The 19,624-nt window shown below is 68.4% G+C and carries 15 protein-coding genes and 2 tRNA genes; 7 read left to right on the top strand and 10 right to left on the bottom strand.

Annotated features, from left to right (window positions below):
• The first annotated feature begins 3 nt into the window (after window positions 1-3).
• The 5 genes from QRN30_RS02795 (at window position 4) to pknB (ending at window position 7,992) form a co-directional block, all read left to right on the top strand.
• Window positions 4-1,362 (top strand): Stp1/IreP family PP2C-type Ser/Thr phosphatase, encoded by a 1,359-nt coding sequence (locus QRN30_RS02795; RefSeq protein ID WP_017887799.1) that lies wholly within the window; start codon window positions 4-6, stop codon window positions 1,360-1,362.
• Complete coding sequence (locus tag QRN30_RS02790) at window positions 1,359-2,804, top strand: FtsW/RodA/SpoVE family cell cycle protein (protein ID WP_017887800.1); 1,446 nt, start codon at window positions 1,359-1,361, stop codon at window positions 2,802-2,804. The genes QRN30_RS02795 and QRN30_RS02790 overlap by 4 nt, the downstream gene beginning before the upstream one ends.
• Window positions 2,801-4,255: a peptidoglycan D,D-transpeptidase FtsI family protein gene (locus QRN30_RS02785; protein ID WP_017887801.1), complete on the top strand. Its 1,455-nt coding sequence runs from the start codon at window positions 2,801-2,803 to the stop codon at window positions 4,253-4,255. The genes QRN30_RS02790 and QRN30_RS02785 overlap by 4 nt, the downstream gene beginning before the upstream one ends.
• The gene (locus QRN30_RS02780) at window positions 4,252-6,039 is read left to right on the top strand and encodes a serine/threonine-protein kinase (RefSeq protein WP_042539987.1); all 1,788 of its coding nucleotides are present in this window, start codon (window positions 4,252-4,254) and stop codon (window positions 6,037-6,039) included. Before QRN30_RS02785 ends, QRN30_RS02780 begins: the two co-directional genes overlap by 4 nt.
• Before the next feature lie 120 nt (window positions 6,040-6,159).
• Window positions 6,160-7,992, top strand: coding sequence for a Stk1 family PASTA domain-containing Ser/Thr kinase (pknB, locus tag QRN30_RS02775; protein ID WP_262118207.1), 1,833 nt, complete (start codon window positions 6,160-6,162; stop codon window positions 7,990-7,992).
• A 334-nt stretch (window positions 7,993-8,326) separates the two neighbouring features.
• Here the strand turns inward: pknB and QRN30_RS02770 are convergent, their stop codons facing one another.
• Window positions 8,327-8,971, bottom strand: coding sequence for an anthranilate synthase component II (locus tag QRN30_RS02770; protein ID WP_017887804.1), 645 nt, complete (start codon window positions 8,969-8,971; stop codon window positions 8,327-8,329).
• Window positions 8,972-9,052: 81 nt separating this feature from the next.
• Between QRN30_RS02770 and QRN30_RS02765 the strand changes: the two genes are divergently transcribed.
• Window positions 9,053-9,307 (top strand): cell division protein CrgA, encoded by a 255-nt coding sequence (locus QRN30_RS02765; protein ID WP_017887805.1) that lies wholly within the window; start codon window positions 9,053-9,055, stop codon window positions 9,305-9,307.
• A 349-nt stretch (window positions 9,308-9,656) separates the two neighbouring features.
• Here QRN30_RS02765 and QRN30_RS02760 read toward each other — a convergent pair whose 3' ends face one another.
• Window positions 9,657-10,511, bottom strand: a complete 855-nt coding sequence (locus QRN30_RS02760) for a rhomboid family intramembrane serine protease (RefSeq protein WP_042539983.1) — start codon at window positions 10,509-10,511, stop codon at window positions 9,657-9,659.
• A gap of 7 nt (window positions 10,512-10,518) precedes the next feature.
• Complete coding sequence (locus QRN30_RS02755; protein ID WP_017887807.1) at window positions 10,519-11,058, bottom strand: peptidylprolyl isomerase; 540 nt, start codon at window positions 11,056-11,058, stop codon at window positions 10,519-10,521.
• 115 nt (window positions 11,059-11,173) lie between these two features.
• On the opposite strand from QRN30_RS02755, the gene QRN30_RS02750 reads away from it, so the two are divergent.
• Complete coding sequence (locus QRN30_RS02750) at window positions 11,174-11,749, top strand: hypothetical protein (protein WP_017887808.1); 576 nt, start codon at window positions 11,174-11,176, stop codon at window positions 11,747-11,749.
• 413 nt (window positions 11,750-12,162) lie between these two features.
• Here the strand turns inward: QRN30_RS02750 and QRN30_RS02745 are convergent.
• The 7 genes from QRN30_RS02745 to recF all read right to left on the bottom strand — a co-directional run bounded on the left by QRN30_RS02745 (window position 12,163) and on the right by recF (window position 19,623).
• Window positions 12,163-12,235, bottom strand: a tRNA-Ala gene (locus QRN30_RS02745).
• 56 nt (window positions 12,236-12,291) lie between these two features.
• A tRNA-Ile gene (locus tag QRN30_RS02740) sits at window positions 12,292-12,368 on the bottom strand.
• A gap of 75 nt (window positions 12,369-12,443) precedes the next feature.
• Window positions 12,444-12,851, bottom strand: a complete 408-nt coding sequence (locus QRN30_RS02735; RefSeq protein WP_017887809.1) for a DUF3566 domain-containing protein — start codon at window positions 12,849-12,851, stop codon at window positions 12,444-12,446.
• Entirely contained in the window at window positions 12,844-15,501 is a 2,658-nt protein-coding gene (gene gyrA / locus QRN30_RS02730) for a DNA gyrase subunit A (RefSeq protein ID WP_284760394.1), read from the bottom strand. The genes QRN30_RS02735 and gyrA overlap by 8 nt, the downstream gene beginning before the upstream one ends.
• A gap of 114 nt (window positions 15,502-15,615) precedes the next feature.
• Window positions 15,616-17,619, bottom strand: a complete 2,004-nt coding sequence (gyrB, locus tag QRN30_RS02725; protein ID WP_017887811.1) for a DNA topoisomerase (ATP-hydrolyzing) subunit B — start codon at window positions 17,617-17,619, stop codon at window positions 15,616-15,618.
• 133 nt (window positions 17,620-17,752) lie between these two features.
• A complete protein-coding gene (locus tag QRN30_RS02720; protein ID WP_017887812.1) occupies window positions 17,753-18,253 on the bottom strand; it encodes a DciA family protein in 501 nt (166 codons plus the stop codon).
• On the bottom strand, window positions 18,253-19,623 hold the full coding sequence (recF, locus tag QRN30_RS02715) for a DNA replication/repair protein RecF (protein WP_350225042.1): 1,371 nt from the start codon (window positions 19,621-19,623) through the stop codon (window positions 18,253-18,255). The genes QRN30_RS02720 and recF overlap by 1 nt, the downstream gene beginning before the upstream one ends.
• Between the last annotated feature and the right edge of the window lies 1 nt (window position 19,624).

Genomic DNA, 19,624 nt, shown 5'->3' with positions numbered 1-19,624 from the left:
GGCATGACCGCTCGCACGCTGAGCGCCGCTGTGTCCCACGTGGGGCGCATCCGCGCGAACAACCAGGACTCCGGCTACGCCGGGGCGCACCTGTTCGCGGTGGCGGACGGCATGGGCGGCCACGCCGGCGGTGACGTCGCCTCGGCGATCGCGATCCGCCGCATCCGCGAGGTCGACCGCGAGTTCCCCTCGGCGCACGACGCCGAGTTCGCACTGCAGTCGGCACTCATCGCCGCGAACCAGCTGATCACCGAGACCGTGTTCGAGCACCAGGAGCTCACCGGCATGGGCACCACGGTGTCCGCGATGATCCGCGTCGGCGAGCAGATCGCGATCGCGCACATCGGCGACTCCCGCATCTACCGCCACCGCGACGGCGAACTGCAGCAGATCACGTCGGACCACACGTTCGTCCAGCGACTGGTCGACAGCGGCCGGATCACGCCGGAGGAAGCCGCGGTCCACCCGCGCCGCTCCGTGCTGATGCGCGTGCTGGGCGACGTCGACGCAGCACCCGAGGTCGACACCGCGATCATGGACATCCAGCCGGGCGACCGCTGGCTGCTCTGCTCCGACGGGCTGTCGTCGTACCTGGCCGAAGAGCGGATCCGGCACGCCCTGGCGTCGAACATGGACGCCAACCAGGTCACGCAGCGCCTGGTGAAGGAGACGCTCGACCACGGCGCCCCCGACAACGTCACCGTCGTGGTGATGGACGTCACGGACACCGAGCCCGAGGACGACGACGACGCGGCCACCACCGTCGGGTCCGCCGCGGCGCCCCTCACCTTCGAGGCGTCGACCGGCCGCAAGCCGATCCGCCTCCCCACGATCCTGCTGCACCCGCTCAAGGTCACCACCGCGCCCGAGGACTCGCACTTCGAGCCCGAGTCCGACCAGTTCTTCGCCGAGCTGATCGCCGAGGACCGCCGACGCCGCATCCGTCGTCGGGTGTCCTGGACCGTCGCGCTCGTGGTCGCCGTCGCCGTGCTCGTCGGCGCCGTGTTCGTCGGCTGGCGGATCACCCAGGACCACTACTACGTCGGCACCGACCGGGGCACCGTCGCGATCTACAAGGGCGTGCAGCAGTCGATCGGGCCGTTGGCGCTGTCGGATGTGTACGAGGACAGCGACATCACGGTCTCGTCGCTGCCGGACTACACCCGCGAGAACGTCCGCTCGACGATCAACGCGCAGTCGCTCTCCGACGCCCGTGACATCGTCGAGCGCCTGCGCAAGGCCGCCGCGACCGGTGAGGACCAGGCCGGCACCGGCGGGGACGGCAACGCGAGTCCGTCGCCGTCGCCCTCACCGACGCGATCGTCCTCGCCGTCGCCGAACCCGACGCGGAGCTCGCGATGAGCACCGCCACGGCCGCCCAGTCCTTCACGCAGGCGATCACGATCAAGCTCCGGGAGCCCGCCCGTGCGCGGAACCTCGAGCTCTTCCTGCTCGTCATCGCCTGCGGCATCTGCGCGGGCGCGATGGTGCTCGTGCAGCTCGGCACCAAGGGCCGGCTGTTCGACCAGTCGGTGCTCTGGGTCGGTGGCGGCATCCTCGGCCTCGCGCTCGTCATGCACGTGGTGCTGCGCGTCGTCGCGAAGAACGCCGACCCGTTCATCCTGCCGATCGCGCTCGTCCTGAACGGCATCGGCATCGCCGAGATCTACCGCATCGACGTCCACAACGGCCTGTCCGGCTGGGACGCCATCGGCGTGAAGCAGATCGTCTGGACGATGCTCGCGATGGTCCTGGCGATCATCACGCTCGTCGCCGTCCGGAACCACCGGTTCCTGCAGCGGTACCGCTACATCTTCATGGCGCTGACGATCGTCCTGCTGCTCCTGCCAATGCTGCCCGGCATCGGCACGAACATCGGCGGCGCGCGGGTCTGGATCAAGATCGGCCCGTTCTCGTTCCAGCCCGGTGAGCTCGCGAAGATCACCATGGCGCTGTTCTTCGCCGGGTACCTCGTCACCGCCCGTGACTCGCTGTCGATCGTCGGCAAGAAGTTCCTCGGCATGACGTTCCCGCGTGCCCGCGACCTCGGGCCCATCCTGGTGATGTGGGGCGCCGCGATGGCCGTGCTCGTGTTCCAGCGCGACCTCGGCACCGCCCTGCTCTACTTCGGCCTGTTCCTCGTGATGATCTACGTCGCCACGGCACGGGTCAGCTGGGTCGCGATCGGTCTCACGCTGTTCATCGGTGGCGCCCTCGTCGCACAGAGTCTCCTCGAGTACGTCCGTGGCCGCTTCGAACAGTGGCTCGACCCGTTCAACCAAGAGGTCTTCAGCCGCGACACCCAGGCGAGCTACCAGCTCGTGCAGGGCCTGTTCGGCTTCGCGAACGGCGGGATCACCGGCACCGGCCTCGGCCAGGGCCGGCCGTACATCACCCCGGTCGCCAACGCCGACTACATCGTCGCGTCACTCGGCGAAGAGCTCGGCCTGATCGGTGTCTTCGCGATCCTCGCGCTCTTCATCGTGTTCGCGTCCCGTGGCATCCGCGTCGGGTTCATGGCGCAGGACGACTTCGGCAAGCTGCTCGGTGTCGGCTTCGGCTTCATCATCGCCCTGCAGGTGTTCGTCGTCGTCGGCGGCATCACCCGGATCATCCCCGTCACCGGTCTGACCACCCCGTTCATGGCCGCGGGTGGTTCCTCGCTCATCGCCAACTGGATCATCGCCGCGATGCTGCTGCGCCTGACCGACGCGATCCCCGCCGAACAGCGTGTCCAGCAGGGCGCGATCCCCGCCGCGAGCGGGCGGTCCGCGCGCGCGACCAGGAAGGAGCGTCGTCGATGAACCGACAGCTCCGCGGTGTCTCGACCGTCATCGTGCTCATGTTCGTCGCACTCTTCGTGTCGACGACCTCGATCCAGTTCTTCTCGGCAGACTCGTTGCGCGCCGACTCCCGGAACTCCCGAACCATCTTGGACAGTTACTCGACCAAGCGCGGCGCGATCCTCGTGGACGGCAGCCCGATCGCCGAGTCGACCCCGGTGAACGACCAGTACGAGTACCAGCGCAAGTACACGAACGGCGACCTGTACTCCGCGGTCACCGGCTACTTCACGATCGGCCAGGGCAACACCGGCATCGAGAGCGCGGAGAACACCGTGCTGTCCGGCAACTCGGACGCCTCGTTCTTCCAGAACCTCAACTCGATCCTCACCGGCCAGGACGTCCAGGGCGACAACGTCAACCTGACCATCGACCCGGACGTGCAGCAGGCCGCGTACGACGCCCTCGGCACGAACAGCGGTGCGGTCGTCGCGATCCAGCCCAAGACCGGCAAGATCCTGGCGATGGTGTCGAAGCCGAGCTACGACCCGAACTCGCTCACCTCGCACGACACGGCCGAGGTCAAGCGGCAGTACGACGCGCTGCTCGGTGCCGACACCGCCCCGTTGCAGAACCGTGCCATCGGCGGCGACCTGTACACGCCCGGATCGGTGTTCAAGCTCGTCGTCGCCTCGGCGGCGCTCGAGGGCGGCAAGTACAACCTCGACTCCACGTTCCCGAACCCGTCGCGGCTGCAGCTGCCGGGGACGAGCTCGTACATCAACAACGCCGAGGGCGGCACCTGCGGCGGCGGCGACAAGGTCAAGCTGCGCACCGCGATCCAGTACTCGTGCAACATCCCCTTCGCCGAACTCGGTCAGAAGCTCGGGTACGACGCGATCAAGGACATGGCCGACAAGTACGGCTTCGGCGACGCCATCGAGATCCCGATGGCCGCGACCGCCAGTCAGTACCCCGACGTCGACTCGACGGCGCAGCTCATGCTGAGCGCCTTCGGTCAGGCGAGCGTCCGGGTCTCCCCGCTGCAGATGGCGATGGTGTCGGCCGGCATCGCGAACGGCGGCAAGGTCATGCAGCCCTCACTCGTCGACTCGATCACCACGAGTGACCTGAAGACCGTCGAGTCCTTCTCTCCGAGGCAGTACAGTGATCCGCTGTCGTCCTCCGAGTCCGCTGACCTCACCGAGGCCATGCAGAGCGTCGTGAACGCGGGGACCGGTACCAATGCCAAGATCGACGGTGTCGACGTCGCCGGCAAGACCGGCACGGCTGAAGGCGGCACCGGCGATCCGTACACGCTCTGGTTCACGGGGTTCGCCCCCGCGAAGGACCCGGAGGTCGCCGTGGCGGTGGTCGTCGGGAACGGCGGCGGGCTCGGGCAGTCCGGAGTCGGCAACACGGTCGCGGCCCCGGTCGCGAAGAAAGTCATGGAGGCGGTGCTGAACAAATGAGACCCACCAGCGGACTCACCTTCGGTGGGCGGTACCAGCTCTCCTCCCGGGTCGCCATCGGCGGCATGGGCGAGGTGTGGCAGGCGACCGACCTCGTCATCGGCCGAACCGTCGCACTCAAGATCCTCAAGGACGAGTACCTCGGTGACCCCGGCTTCCTCGAGCGCTTCCGCGCCGAGGCCCGGCACGCTGCCCTCGTCAACCACGAGGGCATCGCCAACGTCTTCGACTACGGCGAGGAGGACGGCAGCGCCTACCTCGTGATGGAGCTCGTCCCCGGCGAGGCCCTGTCGACCATGATCGAACGCGAGCACACGCTCCCGGTCGACAAGGTGCTCGACATCGTCGCGCAGACCGCGAACGCCCTGCAGGCCGCACACGCGGTCGGCCTGGTGCACCGCGACATCAAGCCGGGCAACCTGCTCATCACGCCCGACGGTCGCGTCAAGATCACCGACTTCGGCATCGCCCGCATCGCCGACCAGGTCCCGCTCACCGCGACCGGTCAGGTGATGGGCACGGTGCAGTACCTGTCGCCCGAGCAGGCCAGCGGCCACCCCGCCTCGCCGTCGACCGACATCTACTCGCTCGGCATCGTCGCGTACGAGGCCCTGGCGGGTCGTCGTCCGTTCACCGGTGAGTCGCAGGTCGCGATCGCGATGGCGCACATCAACGAGCAGCCTCCGCCACTGCCCGGGGACATCCCGGAGCCGGTCTCGGCCCTGGTCATCTCGTGCATCGCGAAGAAGCCCGCCGACCGTCCCGCGACGGCAGCGAACCTGGCCCGCGCTGCCCAGGCGCTCCGCCGTGGTGACGTCGCCGCCGCCACCGTGGCCGTCCCCGCCATCGCGGGGAACGGCACCGTCGCGTTCAACCCGCCCCAGGGCCAGGGGAACGACGCCGCGACCGCACTCATCGGCACCCAGGCAGGATCGATGGCCGGCGGACCCGGGGCCCCCCGCTCGCCCGTCAGCGACGAGCCCGAGGAACCGAAGAAAAAGCGTGCCTGGATCTGGTGGGTCGTCGGCATCGTCGTCGTGCTCGCCATCGCCGCCGGCACGGCGTACGCCCTGAACGCGAACAACACCCCGGAGCCCGAGCCCACGAAGTCCTCGAGCACGCCGAAGCCGTCCCGCACGCCCAGCGAGACGCCGTCCCCCGAGCCGACCGAGACCCGCGTCACGGTGTCGGCAGCCGACTACCAGGGGCAGAACGCCGAGGACGTCGCGAACCAGCTGCGTGCCCGGGGTCTGCAGGCCGAGGTCGTCGACGGATCGAACGCGACGACGTCCGACCAGGTCGGCACCGTCGAGTCGCTCAGCCCCGAGGGCAGCCTGGCACCGAACACGCTCGTCACGATCAAGTCCTACGGCGACGTGCTGACCGCACCGGCGCCCGAGCGTGCCACCGGTGGGACCGTCAGTGAGTCCGGTCGCGTGACCTTCAGCTGGCCGGCGTACACGAGCTGCCCCGCCGGGTACTCGGACGTCAGCTACACGTACACGATCGACAACGGCACCGTGACGTCGAACGGCAGCAGCTCCGGCTCCACCTCGGGCACCGCGGTGACCGTCGCCGGTGCCCAGTACGGCAAGGTCGCCCTGTCGTACAAGGTCACCTGCAAGTCGCCGCAGTCCGATGCCTCGGTCGTCTCGGCGTCCTCGCCGGGCGCCCAGGTCGAGTGGACCGAGCCCACGGACCAGGAGACGACGGACCCGGGTGACGGAACGGACCCCGGCGACGGGACCAACCCGAGCCAGCCCGGCCCGCAGGACGGCCAGTGAACGACCCCCGGACGGGGGCTGTCGACACCGTTCGGTAACGGTTCGGTCGACCCCTCTCCGGCCAGCGTCTCACCAGGTCGTGCTGCCGTACACTAGCCGGACGAACAGACGGAGGAGTACGTGCCAGAAGGTGTGACCGCGGGGATCACGCTCCTCGCCAATCGCTACGAGATCGGTGACGTCATCGGTCGGGGCGGCATGGCGACCGTGCACCTCGGCAACGACACCCGCCTCGGCCGCAAGGTCGCGGTGAAGCTCCTCAAGCCGAGCCTCGCCAACGACCCGGCCTTCCGCACGCGCTTCCGGCAGGAAGCCCAGGCTGCTGCGCGCATGGCACACCCGACCGTCGTGCGCGTGTACGACGCCGGCGAAGAGACGGTGTCCGAGCCCTCGGGTGCCGAGGTGCAGGTGCCCTTCATCGTGATGGAGTACGTCGAGGGCCGACCGCTCTCCGACATCATCGCCGAAGGTGCCGTCGCCCCGGACGAAGCCGTCCGCATCACCGAGGGCATCCTCACCGCGCTCGAGTACTCGCACCGCGCCGGCGTCGTCCACCGTGACATCAAGCCCGCCAACGTCATGGTCACGCACAGCGGCCAGGTGAAGGTCATGGACTTCGGCATCGCCCGGGCGATCACCGACACCTCGGCCACGGTGGCCCAGACCACGTCGATCCTCGGCACGGCCTCGTACTTCTCACCGGAGCAGGCCCGCGGCGAGACCGTCGACGCCCGCACCGACCTGTACTCCACCGGCGTCGTGCTCTTCGAGCTCCTCACCGGTCGCGCGCCGTTCCTCGGGGACACCCCGGTGGCGGTCGCGTACCAGCACGTCAGCGAGCAGCCGGTCGCACCGTCGACGATCTCGCCCGAGGTGTCCCCGGCCCTCGACGCCGTGACGCTCCACGCCCTGGTCAAGGACCGCACGCGCCGGTTCCAGAACGCGGCCGAGTTCCGCGCGGACCTGCAGCAGGCCGCGGCCGGCCGGGTCCCCACCTCCACCAAGAAGCAGCAGCAGAACGCCCAGAACGATGCGTCGACCGTGCTGTTCGGCGTCGATCCCCGCACGACGACCAACGCCGCCTCGGCGTTCCGCGAGCTCGACGACGACACCGCCGAACACCGCCCGCAGCGCACGCAGAACCGTCCGCCGGTCGCGTGGATCTGGGTGGGCATCCTGCTCACCGTCGCGGTCATCGTGGCCGTGGTGTTCTTCGTCGCGAACCTGCAGCCCGGCAAGCCCCCGGTGTCGTCCTCGGTCAGCGTGCCGAACGTCGCAGGGTCGACGTACAGCTCCGCGGCCAGCGCCATCGAGAAGAAGTCCCTCAAGCCGGTCAAGGTCGAGGAGAACTCCGACAGCGTCGACAAGGGCCTGGTCATCCGGACCGACCCGGGTTCGGGCGTGAACGTCGGACGCAACCAGAACGTCAACGTCGTGGTCTCCATCGGACCGGAGCGCGTCCCCGTGCCCGAGCTGAACGGGCAGTCGCAAGCCGCAGCGCAACAGGCGCTCGACAACGCCGGCTTCCGCTTGGGCGCGATCTCGAGCGACTACTCGACCGACGTCCCCGAGGGCACGGTCCTGAGTTCCGACCCCGAGTCGGGTTCCCTGCACACCAAGGGCATCGTGATCAACCTGACGGTCTCCAACGGCAAGGTGCAGCTGCCCGACGTGACGCAGCAGCAGTACTCGGCGGCGAAGGCCACCGTGGAGCAGCTCGGGCTCACCGTGAACCCGGCGCCGTCCTACTCGTGCACCGGCGGCGTGGTCACGCAGCAGGACACCCCCGCTGGCGACGTCGCGCAGGGCAGTGCCGTCACGCTCACCTACTGCGCACGAGCTGCGGCGCCGCCGAAGGCACCGTCGTCGAACAACAACAACGACAGCGGCGGCAGCGGTGGTGACGGTGGGAACACCGACCGCGGTGGCGACGACGGTGGCGACGGCCGCTGAGCCGACCACGGGGCCGGGCGGCGGACCCGACCATCTCGTGACGGGGGCGTCCTGACGGACGGGTGACGGGCCTCCAGTCCGCGGACCGGCGTTGCGGTCGCGTGCGCCGCGCCCGTTCGTCACGGCTCCTTCGTCACGGCGTGTTCGTCACGGCGTGTTCGTCACAGCCTGGAGGCACAGCGCACGCCCGCCCCAGAACGCGCGGCACGCAGGCGGCCCGGTCCAGTGCCAGGCACACGCCGGCGTGTCGGCGTGACGCCCCGCAACGCACGAGACGCCGCCGATTCCGGCGGCGTCTCGTGAAGACGACGGCGTCTGCCGCCGTGGAGGCTCGTCAGGCGCGGTGCGTCGCGATGAGCGGCCCGAGGCCGGCGGCGCGCTCGGCCGCTCCGGACAGCCCGGTGGTCTCGAGCCAGTTGCCGACCATGCGGTAGCCGCCCTCGGTCAGGACCGACTCCGGGTGGAACTGCACACCGAACACGGGGTGCTCGCGGTGCTGGACCCCCATGATGACTCCGCCGCCGGTGCGCGCCGTCACGGTGAGTTCGTCGGGGACCGTGCCATCGACGATCGCGAGCGAGTGGTAGCGCGTGGCCGTGAACGGGTGGGGGACGCCGTCGAACAGCGGACTGCCGTCGTGGTCGACCTGGGAGGTCTTGCCGTGCATGAGCTCCTCGGCGTGGGTGACCGTGGCACCGAGGGCCTCGGCGATGGCCTGGTGCCCGAGGCAGACGCCGAGGAGCGGGACCTCGGCGGCGATGGCGGCGTGCACGGTGGGGATCGAGACGCCCGCGGCCGCCGGTGTCCCCGGACCCGGGGAGAGCAGCACGCCGTCGTACTCGGCGATGCGGTCGGCGATCTCGGACTCGGGGAAGGCGTCGTTGCGGACGACGTCCGTCTCGGCGCCGAGCTGCTGCACGTAGCCGTTGAGCGTGTAGACGAAGCTGTCGTAGTTGTCGACGACGAGGATCCTGGTCATGGCGGTCCACCGTACTCGTGGGCGATGTGTGCGGCGGTCCGCGGGCCGATCCACACACGTGGTCACGGTAGGATACCGGCCATGGCCAAGGACAAGGACCGCACCAAGCCCGCCCGGAGGACCCGAGCCGACTCGGTCGACACCGCTGGGGACGCCCCCAACCCGGTGTGGTTCAAGCCGGTCATGTTCGGCTTCATGCTCGTCGGCCTGGTGTGGGTGATCGTCTTCTACATCTCGAACGCCACCCTGCCGGTCCCGAGCCTCGGCTCGTGGAACATCCTGATCGGCTTCGGCATCATGTTCGTCGGCTTCCTCATGACCACCCGGTGGCGCTGACCTCCAGGCTGCTGCCCCCGACGCCCGTCACACCGCAAGGTGCGGCGGGCGTTCTCGTTCTCCACAAGCAGGAGCGCCTCCAGACCGCACATCCTCGACGATCCTGCTGTTCTCCACACTTCTCCCCACTCTCCACACGATCATCCACAGCACCGCCCCGGAGTTATCCACAGCTGAGTCCACAGTGGGGATAATCACACTGGTGTAACTCACCACCTTCTCCACACCTGTGGATAACTCTCGGTGGCGCTGTGGACAGCTGTGGACGAGCAGGGCACGGACAGCACCGGGAACGACGAACGCCCCGTCGCAGTGCGACGGGGCGTTCGAGGAGCGCGTTGTGGCGGTGTCAGCCGATCGTGACCGCGTACCCGACAGCGGTGAGCGCGATGCCGAGCACCGCCGCTCCGATGATCAGGGCGATCTGCAGCGGTCGCTTCCGGACGTTGCGCGTCTGTGCGAAGACGAAGCCCATCAGGAACCCGCCGATGATCCCGCCGACGTGCGCCTGCCACGAGATGTTGACTCCGGGCAGGAACCCGATGACCAGGTTCAGTCCCATGAGCACGAGGAGTTGCACGGCGTTGTTCCCCAGGCTGCGCTGCAGCACGAAGAACGCGGCGAACAGCCCGAAGATCGCACCCGAAGCACCCAGCACGGTCGTCCCCGGCGCCAGGAAGGTGACGAGCATGGACCCGAAGATCCCGGTGATGAAGTACAGCGCCACGAACCGCCAGGTACCGAGCATGTTCTCGAGCATGCGACCGAAGATCCAGAGCGCCCACATGTTGAACAGGATGTGGAAGATGCCCGAGTGCACGAACAGCGAGGTCACCACACGCCAGGGCTGCGTCGGCAGCAGCAGCGAGTTGTAGGCGAGCAAGCTCGTGAAGAACCGTCCGCTGACCTGGTCGAGCAACCAGATCGCCACCGTGATCGCCACGATGACGGTCGTGCCCTTCTGGTCGAGCATCGCGAACCGACGCCGAGCGACCGTGAACCCGCTGGGGGCTCCGGACGCTCGGCGGTTCGCTGCGAACTGTGCGCGCTGTTCACGCACGCACTCCGGGCAGTGCACCCCGACCGCCGCCGGCGTCTGGCACTCCGGGCAGATCGTCCGCCCACAGCGCTGGCAGAGCACGAAGCTCAGCCGGTCCGGATGCCGGTAGCAGGTGTTGTTCGGGTTGTACGCCTGGTCGGTCACGTGCGGGTCAGACGCCTTCGACGTCGATGCTCTGGATGACGACGTCCTCGACGGGCTTGTCGCGGCCGTCGGTCGGCACGGCCTCGATCGCGTCGACGACCGCGCGGGACTCGTCGTCGGCGACCTCACCGAAGATGGTGTGCTTGCCCTGCAGCCACGGCGTCGCCACCGTGGTGATGAAGAACTGCGAGCCGTTGGTGCCGCGGCCGCCCTGGATGCCGGCGTTCGCCATGGCGAAGATGTAGGGGTTCTGGAACGTGAGCTCCGGGGAGATCTCGTCGTCGAAGCGGTAACCCGGGCCGCCGATGCCCTGGCCGAGCGGGTCGCCGCCCTGGATCATGAAGTCCTTGATGATGCGGTGGAAGATCACGCCGTCGTAGAGCTTGTCGGTCGAGACCTTGCCCGTGCCGGGGTGGGTCCACTCCTGCTGGCCCGTTGCGAGGTCGACGAAGTTCTTGACGGTCTTCGGTGCGTGGTTGCCGAACAGGTTGACGCGGATGTCGCCCTTGTTGGTGTGGATCGTTGCGACAGCGGTGTGCAGAGACATGTTCCGATTCTCGCATGTACTCCTGACCGTGGACGGATCCCACAGCTACGGCTCCGTGACCTGTCAGGCAGTGTGGTGGCAGGATGGGGTCACGCCGATCCGATGGAGGTACCAGATGACGACGATCGAGATCCCGCGAAAGCGTCGGAAGCAGATCAAGAAGCTCAAGGGCCAGACCGCCTCGCTCCTCGGCGAGCAGCGCAAGGTCCTCGAGCACGCGAACGCGATCCTGGCTGAGGCCCGGACCAACGCCGCGGACGCAGCTCGCAAGGACATCGCACCCCGCGTGCAGAACGCGATCGACAACGGGATCCGTCCCGCGTTCGCGACCGGCGTGCACGCTGCCACCTCGGCAGCGCAGAGCGCTTCGCACAAGTTCCAGTCCGAGGTGGTCCCCGGACTCGTCTCGACCGCTGGTTCGGTGCTGAGCGTGACCGATCTCGCGAAGGACCCCCGGGTCAAGAAGATCGTGAAGAACGCCCAGAAGAAGGGCAAGAAGGCCAAGAAGGCCGCTGCGAAGTACGTCCCGTCGCAGCAGAAGAAGGGCCTCGGCTTCGGCGGAGTCGCACTCATCATCGTCGGCGTCGTCGCCGTCGCCGGTGCTGCGTACGCCGCGTACCAGACGCTCCGTGCCGACGACGACCTCTGGGTCGCCGACGACGCTGACACGGCGGAGAAGCCCGCCGCCTGACCTCCCGGTTCGTACGAAGGGCCCCGGCACCAGCCGGGGCCCTTCGTCGTTCCCGGGCCTGGCGACCACGCACCCGCGCACGGTGACGCGCCCTGAACGCGCCCGCCCACCCGCCTGGAGGCCCGCACCGGCCTGGCACCGCGCCTCCCGTCCGGCGGGCCGTCACGCAACACGCCCCGGGGCAGCCACCGACAGGTCGCATCCTGTCGTCCGGAGGACGCGCAGACGACAGTTCCAGCCACCTCGGCAAACCGCACGCGGCATGTCGTGACCACTCGACAAGAAGCAACCTGCAGGGAGAGTGGCGAACCCAACCATCGCGGAGCGGCGCGTCGCCGAAGGCGCGCAGACAAGCACGACGACCGAAGACGGCGGAGCGAGGAACGAGCGAAGCAGGACTCGTGCAGAGGGAGTGGAGCCTGGGAGAATCGAACTCCCGACATCCTGCTTGCAAAGCAGGCGCTCTACCAACTGAGCTAAGGCCCCGAGTGCCACCGAGGTGATCGGCGACAGGATCGGATTGTCGTGCTGTTCCGGAGAACTGGTGGGGCTACAAGGACTTGAACCTTGGACCTCTTCGTTATCAGCGAAGCGCTCTAACCGCCTGAGCTATAGCCCCTCAGACCGGATGAAAGCCTACCGTACCGATCCCAGAGAACGAAATCGAGCGGTCGGCCTCATCCGGCCGGGTGTGTCAGTTGTTCGTGAAGCCCACGAGCAGCCCGCCCGTGATCCGCACACTGAGGTTGTAGAGCACGCTCACGATGGCGCCGAGCACGGTGCCGACGACCACGTTGAGGATGCCCACGACGATGGAGAACCCGAGGACCTGGCCCAGCGAGAACTGGTCCATGATCGAGTAACTGTTCTGACCGGTGACGTCCTTCAGCAGGGCGTCGATCTGGGTGAACACACCCGTCTGGTTCAGGATGACCCACACCAGTGCCGTGGCGACCACGATCACGATGCTGCCGGCCAGGGCGATGAGGAAGCTCAGCTTCACCATCGACCAGAAGTCGACGTAGACCAGTCGCAACCGCACCTGGCGGGTGCCGACGGGTCGCTTCGCCTTCTTCTGGAGCTTCTCGGCGACACTACTCATTGCTTGACTGGTCCTCTCCGGCCTCGTCTACGACGGGCTCGGTGTCGATGGGATCAGTGGAATCCGGGGCCGCTTCGGCAGGGCTGACCGTCTCCACCGGGCCCGCGGGCTCGATCTCGGCGTCGTCCTGGTCGTCCAGGTTCCGCTCGGTGTTCCGGGCCACCGCGATGATCCGGTCGTTCTCCGCGAACCTCGCGAAGACGACGCCCATCGTGTCACGGCCCTTGGCAGGGACCTCGGCCACGGCAGACCTTACCACCTTGCCCGATTGCAGCACGACGAGCACTTCGTCGTCCTCGCCGACGATGAGAGCGCCCACAAGATCGCCTCGGTCGAGCGCCAACTTGGCCACCTTGATGCCCAGACCGCCACGGCCCTGCACGCGGTACTGGTCGACTGCGGTGCGCTTGGCGTAGCCACCCTCGGTCATCACCCAGACGAAGCCGTCGTCGGAGACGACCCGGGCCGCGAGCAGCGAGTCACCGTCGCGGAAGGACATGCCCTTCACACCCGAGGTCGATCGACCCATCGGACGCAGGGTGTCGTTCGTCGCGGTGAACCGGAGCGACATGCCCTGGCGGGACACCAGCAGCAGGTCGTCGTGCTCGTCGACGAGCAGCGCCTGGCGGAGCTTGTCGCCGTCGCGCAGGTTGATGGCGATGATGCCGCCGGTGCGGTTCGTGTCGTACTCGGTCAGCGCGGTCTTCTTCACCAGGCCGTGCTCGGTCGCGAGGACGAGGTACTGGGCGACCTCGTAGTCGCGGATGTCGAGCACCTGCTGGATCTGCTCGTCGGGCTGCATCGCCAGCAGGTTCGCGACGTGCTGGCCCTTCGCGTCACGGCCGGCTTCCTGCAGCTCGTACGCCTTGGCGCGGTAGACCCGGCCCTGGTCGGTGAGGAACAGGAGCCAGTGGTGCGTCGTCGTGACGAAGAAGTGCTCGACGATGTCGTCGGCGCGGAGCTGGGCCCCACGGACACCTCGGCCACCGCGGTGCTGCGAGCGGTACTGGTCGCTCCGCGTGCGCTTGACGTACCCGCCGCGGGTGATGGTGACGACCATCTCCTCTTCGGGGATCAGGTCTTCCATCGACATGTCGCCGTCGTAGCCGAACATGATCTCGGTGCGGCGGTCGTCGCCGAAGCGGTCGACGATCTCGCTGAGCTCGTCGCGGATGATCGAGCGCTGACGGCTCTCCGACGCCAGGATGTCCTGGAAGTCGGCGATCTTGCGCTCGAGTTCCTCGGCCTCGTCGTGGATCTTCTGGCGCTCCAGGGCCGCGAGGCGACGGAGCTGCAGCTCGAGGATCGCGCGCGCCTGGATCTCGTCGACGGACAGCAGGTCCATCAGGCCGGTGCGGGCCTCTTCGACGTCGGGCGAACGACGGATGAGCGCGATGACCTCGTCGAGGGCGTCGAGCGCAGCCAGGTACCCGCGCAGGATGTGGGCGCGCTTCTCGGCCTCGCGCAGCCGGTACTGCGTGCGGCGCACGATGACGTCGACCTGGTGGGCGACCCACGCCGAGATGAAGCCGTCGAGCGGCAGGGTGCGGGGCACGCCGTCGACGATCGCGAGCATGTTCGCGCCGAAGTTCTCCTGCAGCTGGGTGTGCTTGTACAGGTTGTTCAGCACGACCTTGGCGACGGCGTCGCGCTTCAGCACGATGACCAGGCGCTGCCCGGTCCGACCGGAGGTTTCGTCGCGGATGTCGGCGACGCCGGCGAGCTTGCCGTCCTTGACCAGTTCGGCGATCTTGATCGCCAGGTTGTCCGGGTTGACCTGGTACGGCAGCTCGGTGACGACGAGGCAGGTGCGCCCCTGGATCTCCTCCACCGAGACCACGGCACGCATCGTGATCGAGCCACGGCCGGTGCGGTAGGCGTCCTGGATGCCCTTGGTGCCGAGCACCTGCGCACCGGTCGGGAAGTCCGGGCCCTTGATGCGCTGCATGAGCGCGGCGAGCAGCTCTTCGCGGGTGGCGTCGGGGTTGTCGAGCGCCCACTTCGCACCCTCGGCGACCTCGCGCAGGTTGTGCGGCGGGATGTTCGTGGCCATGCCGACCGCGATGCCGACGGACCCGTTGACGAGCAGGTTCGGGAACCGGGCCGGCAGGATCGCCGGCTCCTGCGTGCGGCCGTCGTAGTTGTCCTGGAAGTCGACGGTGTCCTCGTCGATGTCGCGGACCATCTCGAGCGCGAGCGGCGCCATCTTCGTCTCGGTGTACCGCGGGGCGGCGGCGCCGTCGTTGCCGGGCGAACCGAAGTTGCCCTGGCCGAGCGCCAGCGGGTACCGGAGCGACCACGGCTGCACCAGGCGGACCAGGGCGTCGTAGATCGCCGAGTCACCGTGCGGGTGGAACTGGCCCATCACGTCACCGACGACGCGGGAGCACTTCGAGAACGCACGGTCCGGGCGGTAACCGCCGTCGAACATCGCGTAGATCACACGGCGGTGCACCGGCTTGAGGCCGTCGCGGACCTCCGGCAGGGCACGACCGACGATGACCGACATCGCGTAGTCGAGGTACGAGCGCTGCATCTCGAGCTGCAGGTCGACCTGCGAGATGCGGTCACCGGAGACGACGATGTCCCCGCTGTCGCCGTGGACGATCTCGGGCTGCTCGTCGGCGCCGTTCTCGTTGTCGTCAGCCATGTGGCTTCGTTCCCTTTCTGGACAGCCTGGAGGCTGTGGTTCCGTTGGTCGCGCCGGGCGCGACCACAGGTGGTCAGGACTGGTCGACGCGGCTCACACCGCGCCTCCTGGCCGTTAGATGTCGAGGAAGCGGACGTCCTTGGCGTTCTGCTGGATGAACTGGCGACGCGCGTCGACGTCCTCACCCATCAGCGTCGAGAAGGTGCTGTCGACCGCGGCTGCGTCCTCCAGCGTGACCTGCAGGAGCGTGCGGGTGTCCGGGTTCATCGTGGTGTCCCAGAGCTCCTTGTAGTCCATCTCGCCGAGGCCCTTGTAGCGCTGGATCCCGTTGTCCTTCGGGATGCGCTTGCCGGCGGCGAGGCCGGCCTGCATCAGGGCGTCGCGCTCCCGGTCGCTGAACACGTACTCGTGCGCCGAGTTCGACCACTTCAGGCGGTACAGCGGCGGCTGCGCGAGGTACACGTACCCACGCTCGATGAGCGGACGCATGTAGCGGAAGAGCAGCGTGAGCAGCAGCGTCGTGATGTGCTGGCCGTCGACGTCGGCATCGGCCATCAGCACGATCTTGTGGTACCGGGCCTTGTCCGGGTCGAAGTCCTCACCGATGCCGGCGCCGAACGCCGTGATCATCGACTGGATCTCCTGGTTGGCGAGGGCACGGTCGAGCCGGGCCTTCTCGACGTTCAGGATCTTGCCGCGCAGCGGCAGGATCGCCTGGGTCATCGGGTTGCGGCCCTGCACGGCGGAACCACCGGCCGAGTCGCCCTCGACCATGAAGATCTCCGACAGGGTCGGGTCCTTCGACTGGCAGTCCTTGAGCTTGCCGGGCATGCCGCCCGACTCGAGCAGCCCCTTGCGACGGGTGGTCTCGCGTGCCTTGCGGGCCGCGAGCCGAGCCTGCGACGCCTGGATCGCCTTGCGGACGACGTCGCGTGCCTGCGTCGGGTTGCTCTCGAACCAGTGGGTCAGCTCGGTGCCGACGACGCGCTGCACGAACGACTTCGCCTCGGTGTTGCCGAGCTTGGTCTTCGTCTGCCCCTCGAACTGCGGCTCGCCGAGCTTCACGGAGATGACGGCGGTGAGCCCTTCGCGGATGTCGTCACCCGTGAGGTTGTCGTCCTTCTCCTTGATGATCTTCGCCTCACGCGCGTAGCGGTTGACGAGGGTCGTGAGCGCGGCGCGGAAGCCCTCTTCGTGGGTCCCGCCTTCGTGCGTGTTGATCGTGTTCGCGAAGGTGTGGACGCTCTCCTGGTACGAGGTGTTCCACTGCATCGCGACCTCGAGCGCGATCTTGCGGTCCGGGTCCTCGGACTCGAAGCCGATGACGTCGGGGTGGACGAGGTCGGCCTTCTTCTGCGCGTTGATGAACTCGACGTAGTCGGCGAGCCCACGCTCGTACATGAAGGTGTCGTTGCGAGCTTCTTCCCCTTCTTCGGGGGCGCGCTCGTCGCGCAGGTTGATCCGCAGACCCTTGTTCAGGAAGGCCATCTGCTGGAAGCGCGTGCGCAGGGTCTCGTAGTCGAAGACGACGGACTCGAAGATCTCGGCGTTCGGCCAGAACGTGATCGTCGTCCCGGTCTCGTCGGCCGGTTCGTCCTTCGAGACGGGGGCCACTGGGACACCGTCGGTGTAGCTCTGACGCCAGACGTGGCCCTGCCGACGGACCTCGACGTCGAGCTCGGAACTCAGCGCGTTCACGACGGACGAACCGACGCCGTGCAGACCACCGGAGACGGCGTAGCCGCCACCACCGAACTTGCCGCCGGCGTGCAGGACGGTGAGGACGACCTGCAGGGTCGAGACCCCCTCGGCCGCGTGGACGTCGACCGGGATGCCACGGCCGTTGTCGACCACCCGGACGCCACCGTCTTCACGGATGCTCACGTCGATGGTGTCGCAGTACCCGGCGAGGGCTTCGTCGACCGAGTTGTCGACGATCTCCTGGACCAGGTGGTGCAGACCGCGGGGACCGGTCGAACCGATGTACATACCGGGACGCTTGCGGACCGCCTCGAGCCCCTCGAGCACCTGAATCTGGTCTGCGCCGTAGGACGGTTCGCTCTGCGGGGTCTCCGCTTCGAGCGGGTTCTGCGGGTCGTCTTCAGATTCTGATGCCATGTCGAGCGTGCTCCTGCCTGCGCGCGGAACGCCCGCGCACTGCACCTCCCAGTCTACCGCAGAGCCCCCTCTTTCGAGGGCTCATCTGCCCCACAGACGGGCTTTTCTGGCACTCCAGGATGATTTCGTCGCCTCAACCGTAGGTGTCGCGAGGACCGCGCCCCTGGACCGTCCTGGGGCCGCGTTTCCAGGTGGGGGCGTCCGGGCCGGAAACCCTGATCGACTCGACCCCTGCTTCCGGGTGCCGTTCCGCGATGGTGGTCGTGACCGTCGCGCGCATCAGTCGGAGCTGGGTCGCCCAGGCCGTCGAGTCGCACCGGATGACGAGTGCGCCGTCGTCGATGGTCACCGGGCGGGAGTGCTTCGCCAGCTCCTCGCCGACGACGCTCGGCCAGTCCACGAAGAGCTCGGAGCGGGCGAGTGGTTCGGTCCACCCGAGCTCATGGGCGAGCGACCCGACGATGTCGGCGAGGCCCTTCGGCTCACGGCCGCGCCCGTACGGCACGGTGTCGGCGTCGAACTCGCGAGCGCGTCGGCGGCGGGCATCGGTGCCGCGCTTGGACGGGTCGCCGAACACGGCGCGCAGGTGCCGGTACACCTGCGAGGGTTCGGTGGGCTTGCGGGGCTTCGGCATCAGGCGTCGGCTCCGGCGGGGGTGGGGCCGTCGTCGGTCGGATCGGTCTTGCTGTCGGCGCCCGCCATGGTGTCGGCGTCCGCCGGCTCCGTCGCGTGGGTCTCGACCGTCGCGTCCGTCCGGTCCGTCGCGTCCGTCCGGTCCGTCGCGTCCGTCCGGTCCGTCCGGTCCGTCGACGGACTGGAGGCGCGGGTTGCGTCCGCCTCGTCGGTCACGATCGTGCCCGCTTCGATCCGCACCGTGTGCGCCGCCAGCTTCGGGGGCACGTCACCGAACACCGCTGCCGTGATGAGCACCTGCTCGTAGTCGGCGACCGCGTTCGCCAGCCGTTCCCGTCGCGATTCGTCGAGCTCGGCGAACACGTCGTCGAGGATGATGATCGGGTCGCCCAGGTTCGACTCCGCGCGCAGGATGGACGCGCTCGCGAGCTGTATCGCCAGCGCGAAGGACCAGGATTCGCCGTGACTCGCGTAGCCGCGGGCCGGTAACCCGTTCAGTTGGAACAGCACGTCGTCCCGGTGCGGTCCGACGAGGGTGAGTCCGCGGTCGAGTTCGTCCCGCCGACGTCGTTCGAGCGCTGCCGCGAACGCCTCGGCCGCCGACGCGACGGTGACCGGTTCGTCGGGCGTCCCGAGCACGGGGTCGGTGGCCGCCGCGGACTCCGGGTCGCCACCGCGGATCGACAGGACACCCGTGATCGAGGCGTCGTGGTGCTCGCCGGCGACGGTCGCGTAGGCCTCGGCCACGAAGGGGGCGAGGCGTCGGGTCAGGTGGTCGCGAGCCGCGACGATCTCGGCACCGAGCCCCACGAGGCGGTCGTCCCAGACGTCGAGCGTCGACAGGGCGTTGGCCTTCGCACCCGTGGCGCGGGCCGACTTCAGCAGGGTGTTCCGCTGCCGGAGCGTGCGGTCGTAGTCGGCGAGCACACCCTGCATCCGCGGCGCGATCTGACCGAGCAGCTCGTCGAGCATCCGGCGTCGCCCGGCCGGTTCGCCCCGCACCAGGGCGAGGTCCTCCGGTGCGAAGAGCACCGACGTGCAGTAGCGCGGCAGCTCCCGCGGCTTGATCGCCGAACGGTTCACCTGCGCACGGTTCGCACCGGTGCGGTTGATCTGCACCTCGGCGAGGATGCTGCGGTCCTCGTGCGCGAGTCGAGCCCGGACGATCGCGGCGTCACAACCCTGGCGGACGAGCGCTGCGTCGGTGGGGACGCGGTGCGAGCCGAGGGTGGAGAGGTACCCGATCGCCTCGACCAGGTTGGTCTTGCCCTGTCCGTTGCGCCCGACGAACAGGTTCGGCCCGCGTGCGAGGTCGACGTCCGCCTCCCGGTAGTTCCGGAAGTCGGTCAGTTGGAGATGGTCGACGTGCACG

The organism is Curtobacterium sp. MEB011 (genome assembly GCF_030209655.1).
Classification (GTDB): domain Bacteria; phylum Actinomycetota; class Actinomycetes; order Actinomycetales; family Microbacteriaceae; genus Curtobacterium; species Curtobacterium poinsettiae.
The sequence above is the reverse complement of the archived record's forward strand: the minus strand, read 5'-3'. Positions and strand labels throughout refer to the sequence as shown.

Excerpts from the sequence above, each read along its gene's own strand:
- QRN30_RS02795 (WP_017887799.1), top strand. The coding sequence starts at position 4 with ATGACCGCTCGCACGCTGAGCGCCGCTGTGTCCCACGTGGGGCGCATC.
- QRN30_RS02790 (WP_017887800.1), top strand. The coding sequence starts at position 1,359 with ATGAGCACCGCCACGGCCGCCCAGTCCTTCACGCAGGCGATCACGATC.
- QRN30_RS02785 (WP_017887801.1), top strand. The coding sequence starts at position 2,801 with ATGAACCGACAGCTCCGCGGTGTCTCGACCGTCATCGTGCTCATGTTC.
- QRN30_RS02780 (WP_042539987.1), top strand. The coding sequence starts at position 4,252 with ATGAGACCCACCAGCGGACTCACCTTCGGTGGGCGGTACCAGCTCTCC.
- QRN30_RS02770 (WP_017887804.1), bottom strand. The coding sequence starts at position 8,971 with ATGACCAGGATCCTCGTCGTCGACAACTACGACAGCTTCGTCTACACG.
- QRN30_RS02765 (WP_017887805.1), top strand. The coding sequence starts at position 9,053 with ATGGCCAAGGACAAGGACCGCACCAAGCCCGCCCGGAGGACCCGAGCC.
- QRN30_RS02755 (WP_017887807.1), bottom strand. The coding sequence starts at position 11,058 with ATGTCTCTGCACACCGCTGTCGCAACGATCCACACCAACAAGGGCGAC.
- QRN30_RS02750 (WP_017887808.1), top strand. The coding sequence starts at position 11,174 with ATGACGACGATCGAGATCCCGCGAAAGCGTCGGAAGCAGATCAAGAAG.
- QRN30_RS02735 (WP_017887809.1), bottom strand. The coding sequence starts at position 12,851 with ATGAGTAGTGTCGCCGAGAAGCTCCAGAAGAAGGCGAAGCGACCCGTC.
- gyrA (WP_284760394.1), bottom strand. The coding sequence starts at position 15,501 with ATGGCTGACGACAACGAGAACGGCGCCGACGAGCAGCCCGAGATCGTC.
- gyrB (WP_017887811.1), bottom strand. The coding sequence starts at position 17,619 with ATGGCATCAGAATCTGAAGACGACCCGCAGAACCCGCTCGAAGCGGAG.
- QRN30_RS02720 (WP_017887812.1), bottom strand. The coding sequence starts at position 18,253 with ATGCCGAAGCCCCGCAAGCCCACCGAACCCTCGCAGGTGTACCGGCAC.